Raw genomic sequence first — 16,196 nt, 5'->3', positions numbered from 1 at the left:
AAACGAATATAAATTTAAACGTCCGTTTGGATTAAATACTCTAAACTGGATTAGCAGCTGCAAGAGGGAAAGACTATGAACATGCTGACATTCGATAAAACAGAACTTCATAAGAACCATTCAACCTTTATCGCAGAAGCCGTGTTCGCTGTCGAAATGGTGAAAGCTGATGAGCAGATGGAAAAGCAAAAGATGGCCAAGCAGCTGCTAGACACTTTGTTTCCACTCGAAAAAGGTTCTCATGAGGATGTCGTGAGCTACGAAATTGACTATCGCCATGTACAAGCCTACTTCAAAAATGGTGAGCATACGGGTCTAAAGCGCGCTAAGCATTTTGTCGCTTATCTAGGAGACAAGTGTTCACCAGAAGGGATTCTACTTCGTGATGAAAGCGGCACGCATTTAGAGGTGACAATAGGACGTCGAAAAGGCACGGGTAATTTGGAGCTGGTGGAAATTGAAGATATTCAGCTTGAAACGTGTACTACGTTCGGTCAATCAGAAAACTGTCACGCGTCAGGCATTCGTCACTGGGTCAGCCTTGTGAAAGGTGATGGGCAGGGTCGCCCGCGCGCGTGCAGTGAAGATAAAGAATACACGGCAAAAAATGGAGATGACTACACACTAGGATTCAGCTTCGCATTTTAATTCACGCTAGCACGTTTATTATTACCGTATTTTCCTTTGGTAGTATTGCCCCGCCTTTATGGTGGGGCGTTTTTTTAGAAGGGCATAACCCGGTTTCGGCCGGAGCGTTTAGCGTCATAAAGCTGCTTATCTGCGCGATCAACCAATGAGGCATAGCTGTCGCCCGCAACAAATTCCGCCACACCAAAAGAGGCGGTAATGTTCGCAATTTTTTGCCCGTTCTTACGATCTTTGATGGTCATCTTTTCAATGGCTAAGCGCAATGCGTCGGCCATCTGTCTTGCCACTCGTAGCGATTTGTTCGGCACAACCAGTGCAAACTCCTCCCCGCCAAAACGATACGCAGTAATGCCACCACGACAGGCCTGTTTCAGACGCTGCGAAATGCCTTTCAAAATGGTGTCACCGAACAGGTGCCCCATTTCGTCATTGAATTTCTTGAAGTGGTCGATATCTAACAAAATCAAACTAAGCGGCTGCTTGGCTTCGCAAAACATAGTTAGATCTGCGTCAAAAGCGCCACGATTGTATAGCGTCGTGAGGCTGTCAAACATTGCATTACATTGTACCTTGGCCAGCTGGGACTTGAGTCTGCTGATCTCATCACTGGCATTTTTTAATTGGCCGTGAATAAAATCGGTTGAGTGTCTTATCTCACTGGCTTCGTCAACGAGCTGCTTGATAAGCGGCATGACTTCATCAAGCGTAGGTGCACGTTCCGCATCGAGGCTTGATGATAAGCCGTCAAAGCTGTGCTCAAGGGCTTGTGAAAACTCGTTGGTATCACTTAATGCATCACTCATCGAACTCGACATTTCGGTCACAATCGCTTCTAGGTTTTCCTTTAATCCATTAAGGTCAACTTCGGCTTTGTCTGCAATGTGGTTTCGGTAAAGTGAAGCGGAGTTTACAGGGGGTAAAACGTCGTAATCTTTGAGTATGGCGTCCATGTCAGCATTTAACTCAGGGATAGTCTGATCAACATACGTGTACCACAACGCGTAATTAGCCGGCGTTGCAGGTACATGATGTTTGACCATCAACGGAACTGCTTTTTTCAGATTGGCAGCTGATTTCTGAAAATCATTTTTTTTCATAGTCCCTTAAGTGTCCTTGGCTCATTCTGATAATTGCTATCATTTCTTGTAGTTATTTTTACTGTACAGCCGTTTAATTATCTAATGAGATGAGTAAATTGTCACTTTTGGATCCTTAGTTTTTGAAAATAGACACTAAAAAAGACGTGATCTTGCTTCCGCAACAGCATTCTTATGAATGCCGTTGCGTTCTGTGATTACCATTTGGGCACCTTAAAAGGCTATCTGCTGAGTTTGTTTATGCGGCGTGTTCGGCGCTTAACCATGGCTTCTTTGACGACATGGTCAAACAGTGGGGCAAATAAATTAGCAAATAAAATTGCCAGCATAATCCCCTCCGGGTAGGCAGGGTTGAGCACACGAATAAAAATGGTCATAACACCGATTAATACGCCATAAGCCAGTTTTCCCGTGTCAGTGAACGCTGCGGATACCGGATCCGTTGCCATAAAGAAGGTACCAAACGCCACACCACCAATGACGAAGTGCCACCATATTGGCATGGAGAACATGGGGTTGGTGTCGGAGCCAATCAGGTTGAGTAGCGTTGCTGTGAGCGTTAACCCTATGAGTACCCCAAGGACGATACGCCAAGAGGCGATCCCTATTGCGATCAGAAATACCCCTGCCAGTAAGATGAATAGAGTTGACACTTCACCCATGGAGCCGGGGAGGTTGCCCAAAAACGCATCACTCCACGCCAATGTTTCGCCTGACATGTTATTAACCAGTGCACTTTGCCCCCCTTCATACCATTGACTCAAAGGCGTAGCGCCGGAGTAGCCGTCAGCTGCGACCCACACGGTGCCCCCTGACATTTGTGCAGGGTAGGCAAAATACAGAAAGGCTCGGCCGGCCAGAGCAGGGTTTAGGAAATTACGACCTGTACCGCCAAACACTTCTTTTGCGACCACAATACCGAAGGTGATACCGAGAGCCGCTTGCCATAAAGGAATGGTGGGCGGCAAGATGAGAGCAAACAAGATTGAGCTAACAAAGAACCCTTCGTTCACTTCGTGTTTGCGCACTATCGAGAACAATACCTCCCAAAAACCCCCAACAATAAACACGGTTGCGTACACTGGCAGAAAGTAGAGCGCACCATAGAACATCTCGCTTCCCCATCCAGCAGATGCCAGTGCTTGCGGTGAGCCAAACGCTTGAGACAGTCGCCAGCTTTGTTCAACAACCGGTGCGAGCTGCTCAAGTGTGTAGGTGGCAGTGAGTGCTGCGGTAGCTTGGTTACCAATATTGTACATGCCCCAAAACATCGCTGGGAACACAGCTAACCACACCATGATCATGATGCGTTTTAAGTCGATGCTGTCTCTTAAATGAGTGCGGCCTTTGGTGACATGGCCTGGTGTATAAAAAAGGGTGGCGACAGCTTCATATAGTGGATAGTAGGTTTGGTACTTTCCTCCCGGTTCAAAGTGTGGGGCGAGATTATCGAGTGTTTTTTTGAGTGCCATAACGCATGCCTCTTCTAACTTACACACAGTTATTACGTGTGTATTTCGCGAACCGTCCACTCATTGACTAAGCTAACAGGCGCGGCTGTACGTATGTGTAGGGAATGTAAACGTTAAACGCACCGAATAAAGTGAGACAAAGATGACCACCAAACGAGGATTATATTGGTTTTATAACGACTTCCGGCTCCATGACAATGCACTGCTTGCCAAAGCCGCGCGTGAGGTTGAAACACTCCACTGCTTATTTTTTCCCGAACTGAAAACTCAATTTGAGCGGCGCTTTCTTCCTATCGAGATCAACAATGAGCCCAAACAACATTTTGCGATGCAAGCCGTAGGAGAGCTGAACCAATCATTAATGCAAATCGGGCAGGTGCTCCACAAGTTGCGGGCAGACAGCTTGGGCGAAGCAGCGGAGCAGTTGTCCGAATTGGTCAATCGCTATGGCATCACTGACCTGTTTGTTGCTCAAACAGCCAGTTGGTATGTAGATACTGTGGTTGAACATGTGTCTCGGAACTATCCTCGGTTGAACGTACACAGGGGGCAAAGCCACAGTCTGCACAGCGAAAGTACACTGCCGTTTGACCTCACCGATCTGCCGGCTAGCTTCTCCAAGTTTCGAAAGCTCATTGAAAAGCAGCCAATTGTATTACCGGGCAGCACAGTCACTGAGCTGCCTCCTCCGATTAACAATCGCCAAGGTCTTCCCGCTGCCTATGGATGCTTCGAGCAGGCGCTGGATCTAGGGGATGGTATTCGCGGTGGCGAACTTGCTGGGCTGGCTCATGTGCGCGGCTACTTTGAAACCGACGCGGCGTTAACCTACAAACAAACGCGCAACGCATTAGATGACTGGCAAAGCTCTACTAAATTTTCACTGTGGCTCGCCAATGGCAATGTGTCGCCAAGGTCGATAGTCAGTCAACTGCATCGTTTTGAAAGGCGGTTCGGTGCTAACGAATCCACTTATTGGATCTTATTTGAACTACTCTGGCGCGAATACTTCCATTGGTATGCGCGGTGTCATGGGGTGCGGCTATTTGCTTTTTCAGGCATTAAACGCTCACCACCGCTGACCTCGTTTTATGCTCAGCGCTTTAGACAATGGGTTAACGGTACGACGCCATATCCCATCGTTAATGCCTGTATGCGTCAGCTCAAGCAGACGGGGTACATGTCGAATCGCGGTCGTCAATTGGTCGCTAGTTGCTTGGTTCATGAGTTGGCGATCGATTGGCGTTATGGCGCCAACTACTTTCAACATACTCTGATTGATTACGATGTCGGCTCCAATTGGGGAAATTGGCAATACCTTGCGGGCGTCGGTGCAGATCCTCGCGGACATAGGCGATTCGACTTACAGAAACAGGCACAACTCTATGATCCTGATGAAGTTTTTACTCGTAAATGGGAAGGTGGTGAAATATCCATGAACATCGACGCTGTTGATATGGTGGATTGGCCGCTCGATAAAGAATAACGGGTGCTGACGGTATTAGCGAAGCCTCACCATCATGAAGCAGAGAGGAGAGTAGCGATGACGTATCACACGGTTCGGCTCGTGTTGGGTGATCAGCTTAACTTACAGCATTCTTGGTTCTCGCAAGTTGATAAGGGGGTGTTGTACCTCATTGCGGAACTAAAGCAAGAGTCAGACTATGTCACTCACCATATCCAAAAACAAGTGGCGTTTTTCCTTGCTATGGAATCTTTTGCCACATCACTGACGGATTTGGGGCACCAGGTAGAGCACTTGACCCTCGACGATAGCGCTGAGTTTGAATCGCTCGATGAGCTGGTAGCCCTAAAATGTCGTCACTATGGCGCTGAACAGTTTCAGTATCAGCGCCCTGACGAGTGGCGTTTACTGGAACAACTTCGCCATCTCACACTTCCCAATATCACTATCAACGAAGTCGATACGGAGCACTTTCTGCTGCCTTTTTCTGAGATTAATGAGCTGTTTCCCAAAGGCCGAGCGATCGTCATGGACCATTTTTATCGCAAGATGCGCAGAAGACATGGCATGTTAATGGCGAACGAAGATAAACCTCTAGGTGGTAAATGGAGCTTTGATGCCGATAATCGGAACAAACTAAAAATTAATGACCTAAATGACCTGCCAGCGCCATTGATGTTCGCGAATTCAACGGCCAGCGTGATTGATCGTTTGGTGCGCCATGACATCAGGTCGATTGGTGAAGTTGGGCAACAATTACTCTGGCCGGTAAACCGAGAGCAATCATTGAATTTGCTTGCCCACTTTTGCCAAGTTTGTTTGCCAAATTTTGGACGTTTTCAAGATGCAATGACGGCGGAGCACGAGTCAATGTGGAGTCTCTATCACTGCCGCTTGTCGTTCTCTCTTAATAGTAAAATGCTGTCGCCATTAGAGGTGCTTTATGCGGTCATTGACACTTACTCTGCATCCGACGGTGTGATCAGCTTGGCGCAAGTTGAAGGTTTCGTTCGACAGATACTTGGCTGGCGAGAGTACATTCGCGGTATGTACTGGAGCAACATGCCCGAATACAAACGAAAAAATGCGCTTGAGGCAGGCAGAGCTTTACCGAAATTCTATTGGACGGGTGAAACCAAAATGCGCTGTATGCAACACGCGATTTCCCAATCGCTGGAATACGCTTATGCCCACCACATTCAAAGACTCATGGTTACTGGCAATTTTGCGCTGCTTACTGAAATCGACCCAGATCAAGTGGAGGCGTGGTATCTCGGTATTTATGTGGATGCGATAGAGTGGGTAGAGATGCCAAACACTCGCGGAATGGCTTTGTATGCCGACGGCGGACAGATTGCGACCAAGCCTTATTGCTCAAGCGGGGGCTACATCAACAAAATGAGCGACTATTGTGGCGGATGCTATTACAACGTTAAGGAGCGAAGTGGTGAGCAAGCGTGCCCATTTAATGGTTTTTACTGGCGCTTTATGCACAAACATCGTGAACGATTGGCGAGAAACCCGCGCGTCGCGATGATTTACCGAACTTGGGATAGGATGGCACCAGAAGTTCAGGACGAACATCTGACGACCGCAGAAGCCAATTTGGCCCGAATCAATGAGTTGTGAAGGAGTGTAAAATGGCGGCGGAATCGAGACATATCCTTATTGTTGGTGGATCGGGTGGAATAGGTTGGGCGCTCTGCAAAGCATTGTTGGCGTTGCCGGATGTCAAATTGATAGCGACGTATCATCGACACATTCCTAGTGAGGCGGAACAGTATCGCGACATTGATTGGTTGCCATTGGACGTGTCGGATCCACAGCAATACCCAAGATTGGTCAGCGGGCTTAATGACGCGCTATCAGAGCAAAGCACTGCCGATGGTGCCCGTCTTGACTGGGTGGTAAATTGCGTGGGGTTGTTGTCTATTAATGGACAGCTCCCTGAGAAAAATCTGAAATCGATTGACCCTCAGCACTTTGCGCAATCTATCCAAATTAATACTTTGCCTACCTTGTTACTCGCTCAGCATCTCCAACCTCTTTTGAGGCGGTCCTCTCTTCCCCGTTTTGCCACGATCTCGGCTCGGGTTGGCAGTATTGGCGATAATGGTTTAGGGGGGTGGTATAGTTACCGCTGCTCTAAGGCGGCGCTGAATATGGCAATAAAAAATATTAGCATTGAGTGGGGGCGTTTAATGCCTAATTCATGTACCGTGGCACTCCATCCGGGAACCACTGATACGCCGCTGTCTAAGCCATTTCAAACTAATGTGCCAGCGCACAAGCTGTTTTCCGCCGACAAAACGGCCTCACTATTGAAGCGCGTTTTAATATCCCTTGAGCGTGCTAATAACGGACAGTTTTTAGCCTTTGATGGGTCACTTATCGAGTGGTAGACGGTGTCGATTCGAAGCGCAGCGCTTCGAGCAATACTTGACTTGGTCCCAGCAGCGTTGCCATTTCTTTCTCCAGTTAAATGGACGATGGCAAACCGGACACTCTTTGCTCGGTAGAGGGGTTTTCTTGGGCATCATCGTTCTCGCCGTATGGGTAGTAGTGGTATACGAAATTCACGCCATGAACAGGACAAATGTGACGATGATTCCGTGGTTACGATAGCAATATTGAGATATTCAGTGGTTTATTATCTATTCTTTACACAGCAGTGATGATAAAGGTTAAGACTCATGCAACTCGATATTTATCAGGTGAACGCATTTACCGCCGAGCCATTTAAGGGCAATCCCGCAGGGGTTTGCATAACGCAGCAGCCATTGCCAGCGTCATTAATGTTGAATATCGCCAAAGAAATGGCGATATCGGAAACGGCATTTTTATCTCTTAATGACAGCCGCTTGCGTTGGTTCACGCCGCAGGTAGAGGTGGCCCTTTGTGGTCATGGTACGTTGGCTACGGTCAACGTTTTGGACGAGCTTGGGTTGCTTGGTGATGAAGGAGAGTTTACGTTTCACACCTTGTCAGGAGAGCTGTCTGCGAAAAAAGTAGGGGCGCGCATTTCGATGGACTTTCCGTTGTATCCCCCTCTACCAAGTTCAGCAATGTCAACAGAGAGACTGGCCGCGTTGGGATTGCGCAGCGATGATATTGAGTTTTATGGTGAGGTTGAAGGCGGTAAAGACTTTCTGGTACTGAAAAGTGAAGAGTGTTTACATCACTTAACCCCTAACTTTAATGCGTTGCTTGAATCTGATGGTCGTGCCGTGATTGCGACCGCCCAGTCGTCACGGAGCGATGTGGATTTTATCGCGCGCTATTTTGCTCCTTGGGTTGGGGTTAACGAAGATCCTGTGACGGGGTCGGCCTATTGTGCGCTGGCACCGTATTGGGCAGAAAAGCTTGGTAAGTGCTCGCTTGTCGGTTACCAAGACTCGGAGCGTGGTGGTTATGTTGGGATGATGGTGAGCAGTGAGCGTATTGAGTTGTGCGGGCAGGCTTTGACGTTTATTCGCGGCACCATTGACGTATGATACTTTCTTAACGCGTTGATTTTCGCTAGTCTTTGCGTTTTGATGCCGACATAAATCTGGAGATTTTATGATTGAACACCAACAAGAGCGACAGCGCTTTGTCGTGGCAAAAGAAGGTCATGAGAGTGTGCTGGAGTACAAATTAAACGGCAACGCGATAAACTTTACCCGCACTTACGTACCCGATGTATTTCGTGGTCAAGGAATAGCAAAGCAACTGGTTGATAAAGGACTGGAGTGGGCACGTTCACAGCATTTTGATATCGAAGCTGACTGCTGGTATGTGGCGAAGTTTTTAGACTAACTGTTTTTGGGTCTGCGAGTCGCCAATGACGATTCGCAGACCGTGTTTCTTATTGGTTATCGATTTGGATCAAAAGGATACGGATCGAGCCCATTACTCACTCCATCACTGTCGCTATCGTTGTAGATACCATCAACGGGCGATTGTCCCCATTGCTCCAGTGAGCGGTTAATCGCTTTCGATACCGAGACGTTGTCAAAGTATATCGTTCTCGCGTCACGTATTTCGGTGTACATACCTAGCTTGGTATAGCCGTTGTTGCCAACCAGCAACGTTTTTCCTGAACGATCCAGTTTCAACTCTCCATTTACCCAGATCATCACACGACCATCGGCGTCCAATGACTTTTTGAAATAGACACGTATGTCAGTCCAAGTGTCTTGAGGCGCAATGCCCAGGTCGACCGTTGGGTAGTTAGGAGCGTGATAGGTCAGCTTGAAATCGCCATTGTTACTCAAGCGAATAGCCCCGTGCGGTCCGGAGCCGAACGATTTCCATTGAGTCACGATAATGGAGTACTTAGTGATGTTTTGCCAAGACGCGTCAGGTCGAATGCTGGCGCTGTAGTAATGGTCATCTCCAGGTGCAAAATTGTAGTCGCTGTTCATAAAGGCAATTTCGCTGCGATATGCCGGGGGCTCACCGAAAAACTTGAGTACGTGTTCGCCAGTTCTGGCCCATGGCACGTTCTCGACTTGATAATAGTGATAACTGGCTGGTTCTTGAGTCAATGAATCATAGCTACTTGAAAAAGAGGGCGTAAGCGTTTGATTGAGGCCGGATTGTGGCTCGCCATTCTCGAAGCCTGCGGTGTAAATAGGGGCTGCATCCTCAATAGGGGTCGTGCGATCGATTTGCACGCTGACCCACTCTGGCTCGGAAAGATTGAAGCCGTCGTCGACGCGATAACTGAACTCATCTAAACCAACGAAATCTTGAGAAGGTGTATAGAGCACTTTACCTTCTACGATACTGATGGTGCCGTAATTCGGTTGTTCGGCCAAAACGATAGCGAGTGGATCATTTTCAGGATCATTGTCATTGGCGAGTACGTCGCACAGTAGCTGCTGATTCTCTGCTCCAGTGCATTGGTCTGGCTGAGTGTTGGTGGTGAGATTTTCCCAACGTGTAGGATCGAGTGGATAATCATCATCAACATCCAGTACGCCATCATTGTCGTCATCAAGGTCGCGATTGTCTCCAATGCCATCGTTGTCAGAGTCTTTGGTCTCAGTTGGATCATTAGGAAATGCATCTTCGGCGTCCACGACGCCATCACCATCGGAGTCTTTGGATAATGGGGAGAGATCGAACTGAATCTTATCAACACGAACAGAACCATCTCGAGAGAACAGGGTGAATGTGTGCTCGCCCGCAGTCAGGTAGAGTGTCTGAGGTTGGGTTTGCTCAAAGTTTCGTACTATTCCTGTACTTGATAGGAAAGGCATTTCGATTAATACCTCATCCCCTTCACGCAGCTCTACAGTACGAGTTGTTGTTGATTTTGACCCAAGCCACGCTGACACTTCATAGTAGCCGGAGTCTGGGACATTGACGGTATAGTTCATCCATTCATTGCGACCAAACCAGCCAACATGAACTTTTCCGTCATGATTGGAGAAATCTACACCTTCATTTCGATAGTTTTTTGAGCCTAGATTATCTGCCTCACGATCCCAGTAGGCGACATCTTGCCCACCTAAATCGAAGTCCTCTGCCTCAACGATGGTTGGAAGCTCATGATAGGGTAGTACCCATTTAGTTGGATCCCAGGGGAAAACATCCAAACTGTCACTGACGCCGTCTCCGTCTGTATCGGTAGCCAGCGCACTCGTTGATGCGCAGGTTAGCGCAACGGCGAAGGCCAGTGAACGGATTTTTATTGTTGTGGGCATAACGCCACTCCTTAATCTTCTAGCAAGCGGAACATCACCGCTAAATGGTATTTAGCGGTGGCGAATCTAATTAGGAGTGCACTCTTCTTCAACATAGCGAAGTTAGCTTGTATATCAAACTGGGTTTATATTGGCAGGCTGAATGATTGCGCATGGATTGTAGAAAGTTTTCTGGTTCATGGGCGCTATATCTTTGAAGTGCCTTAAAACGCACGTTTTCGTTAGCAGTGCCCTGTGTTTCGGGTGGTTATGCGGCCTTGTTGGAAAGTTGAGTCGCTAGAGTCATGGCGTAGATGCGGCAACACTTTGATTTCGCTTCCACAGTTGAGTGTACCGGTTTGCAAATGGATTGCTGAGTGAAAGTTTGTTGCTGTTTTCCAGTTTCTTTAATTGAATTGCCTATTATATCAGTGGCTTAATTTCGGCGTTTTTCACGTATTTTACGCTTAGGTAATATGTTGTAATTTGGAACAAAAATCTCCCCCTTCACTGCTAGTGCAGGTAATACCAGTTTGATATCCTAACAGTTAGTAACTGGTTTGGAGAGAAGTAGCATGAGGCGGATGAAATGGGCACTGCTTGTACCCGCATTATTACTCGTAGGATGTAGCAAACCTGAAATGGATGTCACCGATGAAGCGTTCACTGCCCACCATGCAGAGCAAGTGGTCATTGTTCATGGGTTGGCTCGCAGCGCTTGGTCGATGCAAAACATGTCCAATGGCATTGCTGAGCAAGGCTATCAAGTGTGTGTGGTCGACTATCCAACACTCCGTCAGCCAATTGAAAATACCTTAGCAAAAAGTGCCGATGAGCTCTCCCGTTGTATCTCGGAATTCAAAGCGTCTAGGCAGTCGGCAGATAGCCAAGCACTGATGAATAGTGCTGCCGATCGTGTTTCAACCAGTCATCCTGTGACCAATCATGCCAAGATTCATTTTGTTGGTCACTCACTTGGTGGTCTGGTCATTCGTTCTTATCTTGCCCAACATCCAGACTTTGTTCACTCTGAGCAAATGGGCAATGTGGTCTTTGTTGGTACCCCTAATCATGGCAGTGATGTCGCTGACTTCTTTTCTGATACTTGGATGCTCTCCTTGGTCGGGGGGACTGCAGAGTCTCTGACAACCAGCCCTGAGAGCTTTCCAAATCGGCTCCCTCTCCCTAATTACAATTTTGGTGTGATTGCTGGAACACAAAGCTACCCAGTATTTAATGGCATGTTTGCAAAGACCAATGATGGCTTAGTCTCGGTAGAATCAACCAAGCTAAAAGGGATGCAGGACTTTATTGAAGTGGACATTAAACATGACAGGCTACGCCGCGATCCGCACGTCACAGGGTTGATTGTGCAGTTTTTGCAATCGGGGCACTTTGAGCCTGCCAGTGAGTAGTTCAAACCAAAAGCGTTCGCCTATATAGATCTGCTGGCTTGCTTTATGCCGCAGGTCGAACACCATAGGGCAGCCGCTTAAAGAGTTTCGGGTCCGACGATACATTGGGGCCGATGTAGGGTGGATTCCAGTCAAGCAGCATGATCGCCAGTACGTTGCGATGTTCACCATAGGCGAAGTCAAAATCACCAGATACCGAAGGAATCATGCCATGTTTTTTATCGATAGCGCGGGCGATCGCCGCACGGGTCTTTTTAACGACAGGATCATCATCGAGCCCTGCGAGTAAGAAGCTGATCCCGACTTCGGCGATAATATCTTCTTTAGTGTGTTTGATGATGTCGTCGATGTTGCGGCGAAAGTAGTCATAAATCCATTGGTGTTCTTGCTCGCTCACGGGCCTTTGATAGTAACCCGAATCCGCCAATATGATATGTGTCATACCATAGAGTTTGTTGCCAAACTGCTGATTGGTTAAACGGTAATCTTCACGGTCTGGGTAGGTTGTTTTAAAAGCCTGGGTAAATTCTGCGACCAAATCTTGTTCACCGATCTGCCTTAGCCAGTACGCTTGGTTGGCGAGTTGCGCAGCCCAAGCCGTAATCATCTGTTTGTCTGTCAGTACGCTGTTGAAATCATAGCTACGAAGTATTTGGCGGAGCTTTTTGTCTGCTTTATGAGTGACGCCATATTCTTGCAACCTAGCGAGGTACCTGAGAAGGTCTAATCCCATGTAGAAATAATCAGGATTGTCTTTGGTTGCAGCATAGCGACGTTGGCTTCGTTCATCTTTGCCTTTTTTGTATTCTTTGAGGCGAGCAAGCGAATGCTGACGAATCGCTTTGGGTGTGGTGACTTCAGCGGCCATTTTATTTAATCGATCAGTGACGTTAGCAAGGTCGACCAAAATAGCGGTATGGTATTTCTCTTCTTGTGTCTGGCGATACATACGTAGCCCAAAGTGCCCTTGTTTATATGGCGAGAGAGAAAATAGCCCGGATTCGTAGGTGTCTTTGACCACGTTAGCGTAAGCCTGAAGTTGATGCTGGCTAGGAGAATTGTTTAGATCAAAGATACTAGCACCTGTAACCAAAAAGGCACTCAGAATTAAAACCAGTATTCTTTTATTCAGTCGCATAGCGCTCTCCTTCCGCTTCAAGATCGTCCAAGTGTAGGAACAAACCGACAGTCGTTTGTAATGGTTTGGTCAGAGTTATTGGTGTCTTGAATGGCTGATGTCAAAAATGTTAATGAGTGATTATTTTCACCCCTTCTTATTGGCTTGATGAATGAATGGTCGGTGTTGTATTTTTGGTGTGTATTTATACAGTAAATTCGTGCTATTTCTTTGCTGGTCTTTGCATTCCTTGACTATGCTATGAAGGCGAGGCACGGAGATTGTCTCGTAGAACAAGGCTTTAGTAAGGAGTTTTCACAATGAAGTCATTAGTGGTTTTCGTGCTTAGCACGGTTTGTTCGTTTTTTGCTTTGGCTGACGATGCGGGTGAGCCTGGCAATATCTGTTTAACTGAAGCGGGGTTAGTGGTGACGACTCACCTTGATACCTGTCCTAAAAACATGAAGAAATTGTAACCTGTATGAACCAGCAATTGCTGGTTCACTTTCTTGTTTAATATTCCCTTGCCTCAAAAATCTAATAAATCGATTTTCTAATCATTACTTTTAAATCTAATTCTATTTTGTTTTTTCAACTTCAAATATACCACAGTAAAATACCCAAGTATTTTACTGTGGTATATTTTTCAGAGAAGAAAAGACGAATTAATTAGCTGCTTTGTTATCTATTCGATACTGCGTTGGGTTGGGTGTTGTTCTAGTTTTGCTATATATAGGTCGCTAAAGCTATAAAAAACGCCACCTTTTAACAGTAATGGATCAAAACTGATCATGTTATTTATCTTTATTATCTTTTGGTTAACAATTGGCTTTTTGAAATTAGAAGACTTTATGATTTTGAGACATTGAGCATGACTATTTGTTCAAAATATTGATTCAGGCTATTTCATTATTTAAGTTTGGTAGTAAGTTAATAATCAACAAACAACGAAATATATTCGGTCGATAACATAAATAAATGTTACATCGTAAGTAACATTTAATATGTCGCTCGCAGGATTATTGTACTTGTTTGATACCAGTCAGAATGAAAGGCCACGGTGGCCTACGTATTTACCAGAAGGATGCTTGCTGAAATTTTGCGGTTTGAGAGTAGACAGTGCAATCAGACTAGCAAGAGGGATGCGCAGAATAGTTATGCTAAAAAATCTATTTAACAAACTTGGGATCGAACTTTGGTTCTCTGCCCACCTTGCTTACGGCTTTGTACAGCTCGTTTTCATTCCGATTGTCATGCCAGCTTTCGTTGCAGAGCGTACAGGCAGCTTTGCGAATGCTGGTCTTGCAATGGGCTTCTTTGGTGTGGCGGGTCTTGCTGCTCCTGTGATTGGATTGCTTGCAGACAAATTTAAAGCACACCGCCTAGCTCAGTTCTTGGGTATGGTGGCATATATCATTGCTGGCTTCTGCTACATTGCCGCGGGCACGGATTTCAATATCATGGCCATTGGTTCAGTGTTCTTTGGTTTAGGTTCAGCAACTCTGCTTATGCTTAACCCTGTATTTATTGCGTTTGCAGGCTACGACAACAAGACGGAAGCGCTGAAATTGGGTCGTATGGCGCAAGCAGCGATCATCGGTACCTTGCTTGGCGGTGGCGCATTGGCTGCACTGACAGATGGTGGCTTTGGTTATGAAACAAGCTTCTACACTATGATGGCAACGGTTGCAGTACTGTCAGTAATTACTTTCCTAACCAATAAAGAGGCAGGTCAGCGCGTACTAGACACGGCGGAAGCTCGTGAAAAAGCGGCCGCGGAAGAAGCGCAAGAAAAAGTGAATCTTCTTAAAGTGATTTTCTCTAAGTTTGGTTTGTTCCTATTTGCAGTGGCAGCACTGTGTGCTGGGCAAGGTGCGTTCCAAGCTCAGTTCCCGAACCTGATGAAAAACGCCTTTACTGTATCGGAAGCGCTATCGGCAACCAGCCTGTCTATCTCTGCGGTACTTGGCTTGATTGTCGTTGTTGCGGCAGAACGCTTCTCGGCTAAATTTGGTCCTACAGCACTGTTTAAGCTTTGTACTGTAGCATCAATTGTTGTAATTGCTGCGCTTTACTTCATCGCAGAGCTACAGTTTATCCCAACCGTTATTCTGCCAGTGGCATTGGTAATTATTTACCTTCAGGGTATCACTGTTACTGACATGTGTTCTCCAGCGGTTGCCTCACGCCTTACTCGTGTTGGCGCGGGTTATACTCAAGGTCTAATGATGTTCTTTATCTCTATCGGTTTTGCAACTGGTAGTGCGATCAGCGGCTTCACGGTTGAAGAGTTCAGTTGGAGTGCATTGCCAGTGGCTATTGGTGTATTGACGGCGGTAGCATTTGTTGCGATTTGGATTGTGACACGTGAGAAGCTATCAAGTGGTCACTCAGCTGATACTAAGCATGCGTAATTCTGCATGACTTAAATACTGAAAAAGGAGCGTTTATGCTCCTTTTTTTGTGTCTGCAGATCAGGGATGAGGCGATTAGAAACTTTGCCAAATGGCGGTGATGCCACTTAGTGAGCAGAGTGCCAGTGCTGCTAAACGGACTTTCTCTTTTGGTAGCGATGCGGTGGTGAGTTTCGCTAATTGATAGCCAAGCCAAGCTGCAGGGATCAATGGCACCGTGATAAACAGATGGTGTGTGGTAAGAAAGCCAATTGGTGCTTGCACTACGAGCGAGATAAACGAGCTAAAGACAAAAAACGCCGATAAGTTTCCCCGTAGCTGATTGGCTTCTTGATGCTGGAGTAGTAATGCCATCGGAGGGCCGCCGATGCCACTGCTGGTACCAAAGAAGCCAGAGAAAAAGCCTGCAATGCTCATTCTGATTGGCGTTGGCTCGATACGCACCGGAAGTAAGCTAACAATAACGGCAAAGACTACCAGTAGCCCTAGCCACAATGAGAGTACTTGTGTCGACACATAAAGCAGTAGCGCTGCACCAGCGATGGAACCAGGAACACGTCCGATGATGGCCATTTTAAGTCCGCCGATGGCTATACTGCTGCGGTGCTTCATCGCATTGAGTAAAGAGATGAACAGCGCAACCAAGCAGATGGGAGCAGGAACGTAATCTGGAGATACCTGAAACAATAACGGCGCGGCGACAATCGCCAGACCAAACCCGATAGCGGTTTGCACGTAGGAGCCAACAAAAATCAGCAGCATTGCGATAAGTGAGGTGTGGCTGAACCAATCAGCGAACATGAATTGTCCTTTTCAAACAACAGAGCGAGAAGTGGCTATTGTACCCGCAACTTGGTGCAAGAGGCACTGTGAGTTGATGAGAAATCTTGCTTTGT

Annotated in this window: 15 protein-coding genes; 9 read left to right on the top strand and 6 right to left on the bottom strand. The window is 46.8% G+C overall.

Annotation, left to right across the window (positions count from 1 at the left end):
- The first annotated feature begins 75 nt into the window (after positions 1–75).
- The gene (locus AAA946_RS22230) at positions 76–648 is read left to right on the top strand and encodes a hypothetical protein (protein WP_338166925.1); all 573 of its coding nucleotides are present in this window, start codon (positions 76–78) and stop codon (positions 646–648) included.
- 74 nt (positions 649–722) lie between these two features.
- Here the strand turns inward: AAA946_RS22230 and AAA946_RS22225 are convergent, their stop codons facing one another.
- Both AAA946_RS22225 and AAA946_RS22220 read right to left on the bottom strand, forming a co-directional pair.
- Positions 723–1,745, bottom strand: coding sequence for a GGDEF domain-containing protein (locus tag AAA946_RS22225; RefSeq protein WP_338166924.1), 1,023 nt, complete (start codon positions 1,743–1,745; stop codon positions 723–725).
- Between the two features lie 221 nt (positions 1,746–1,966).
- On the bottom strand, positions 1,967–3,217 hold the full coding sequence (locus tag AAA946_RS22220) for an NADH:ubiquinone reductase (Na(+)-transporting) subunit B (RefSeq protein ID WP_338166923.1): 1,251 nt from the start codon (positions 3,215–3,217) through the stop codon (positions 1,967–1,969).
- A 142-nt stretch (positions 3,218–3,359) separates the two neighbouring features.
- Between AAA946_RS22220 and AAA946_RS22215 the strand changes: the two genes are divergently transcribed.
- From AAA946_RS22215 to AAA946_RS22205, 3 genes are read left to right on the top strand one after another with little or no spacing between them, the layout of a single operon-like run.
- Positions 3,360–4,703, top strand: a complete 1,344-nt coding sequence (locus AAA946_RS22215; RefSeq protein WP_338166922.1) for a DASH family cryptochrome — start codon at positions 3,360–3,362, stop codon at positions 4,701–4,703.
- Between the two features lie 57 nt (positions 4,704–4,760).
- On the top strand, positions 4,761–6,311 hold the full coding sequence (locus tag AAA946_RS22210; protein ID WP_338166921.1) for a cryptochrome/photolyase family protein: 1,551 nt from the start codon (positions 4,761–4,763) through the stop codon (positions 6,309–6,311).
- Between the two features lie 11 nt (positions 6,312–6,322).
- A complete protein-coding gene (locus AAA946_RS22205) occupies positions 6,323–7,084 on the top strand; it encodes an SDR family NAD(P)-dependent oxidoreductase (protein WP_338166920.1) in 762 nt (253 codons plus the stop codon).
- On the opposite strand, the gene AAA946_RS22200 is transcribed toward AAA946_RS22205, so the two are convergent.
- Positions 7,067–7,219 carry a DUF2256 domain-containing protein gene (locus AAA946_RS22200; RefSeq protein ID WP_338167224.1) on the bottom strand — a complete coding sequence of 51 codons (153 nt, stop codon included), beginning with the start codon at positions 7,217–7,219 and terminating at the stop codon, positions 7,067–7,069. The two genes, AAA946_RS22205 and AAA946_RS22200, sit on opposite strands and share 18 nt — an antisense overlap.
- 156 nt (positions 7,220–7,375) lie before the next feature.
- On the opposite strand from AAA946_RS22200, the gene AAA946_RS22195 reads away from it, so the two are divergent.
- Both AAA946_RS22195 and AAA946_RS22190 read left to right on the top strand, forming a co-directional pair.
- Positions 7,376–8,176: a PhzF family phenazine biosynthesis protein gene (locus AAA946_RS22195; RefSeq protein ID WP_338166919.1), complete on the top strand. Its 801-nt coding sequence runs from the start codon at positions 7,376–7,378 to the stop codon at positions 8,174–8,176.
- A 67-nt stretch (positions 8,177–8,243) separates the two neighbouring features.
- Complete coding sequence (locus AAA946_RS22190) at positions 8,244–8,480, top strand: GNAT family N-acetyltransferase (protein WP_338166918.1); 237 nt, start codon at positions 8,244–8,246, stop codon at positions 8,478–8,480.
- A gap of 56 nt (positions 8,481–8,536) precedes the next feature.
- Here AAA946_RS22190 and AAA946_RS22185 read toward each other — a convergent pair whose 3' ends face one another.
- The gene (locus AAA946_RS22185; RefSeq protein WP_338166917.1) at positions 8,537–10,375 is read right to left on the bottom strand and encodes a heparin lyase I family protein; all 1,839 of its coding nucleotides are present in this window, start codon (positions 10,373–10,375) and stop codon (positions 8,537–8,539) included.
- Between the two features lie 563 nt (positions 10,376–10,938).
- Here AAA946_RS22185 and AAA946_RS22180 point away from each other — a divergent pair.
- A complete protein-coding gene (locus AAA946_RS22180) occupies positions 10,939–11,769 on the top strand; it encodes an alpha/beta fold hydrolase (protein ID WP_338166916.1) in 831 nt (276 codons plus the stop codon).
- Positions 11,770–11,812: 43 nt separating this feature from the next.
- Here the strand turns inward: AAA946_RS22180 and AAA946_RS22175 are convergent, their stop codons facing one another.
- Positions 11,813–12,907 carry a DUF3541 domain-containing protein gene (locus tag AAA946_RS22175; RefSeq protein WP_338166915.1) on the bottom strand — a complete coding sequence of 365 codons (1,095 nt, stop codon included), beginning with the start codon at positions 12,905–12,907 and terminating at the stop codon, positions 11,813–11,815.
- A gap of 299 nt (positions 12,908–13,206) precedes the next feature.
- Between AAA946_RS22175 and AAA946_RS22170 the strand changes: the two genes are divergently transcribed.
- Together AAA946_RS22170 and AAA946_RS22165 are read left to right on the top strand one after the other, a co-directional pair.
- Entirely contained in the window at positions 13,207–13,362 is a 156-nt protein-coding gene (locus AAA946_RS22170; RefSeq protein WP_338166914.1) for a hypothetical protein, read from the top strand.
- A 681-nt stretch (positions 13,363–14,043) separates the two neighbouring features.
- Positions 14,044–15,300 (top strand): MFS transporter, encoded by a 1,257-nt coding sequence (locus AAA946_RS22165; RefSeq protein ID WP_338166913.1) that lies wholly within the window; start codon positions 14,044–14,046, stop codon positions 15,298–15,300.
- Between the two features lie 75 nt (positions 15,301–15,375).
- On the opposite strand, the gene AAA946_RS22160 is transcribed toward AAA946_RS22165, so the two are convergent.
- Positions 15,376–16,101, bottom strand: coding sequence for a sulfite exporter TauE/SafE family protein (locus tag AAA946_RS22160; protein WP_338166912.1), 726 nt, complete (start codon positions 16,099–16,101; stop codon positions 15,376–15,378).
- Positions 16,102–16,196 lie beyond the last annotated feature (95 nt).

The organism is Vibrio sp. 10N, from assembly GCF_036245475.1.
Lineage (GTDB): Bacteria > Pseudomonadota > Gammaproteobacteria > Enterobacterales > Vibrionaceae > Vibrio.
This window is presented reverse-complemented; position numbering and strand designations above follow the sequence as displayed.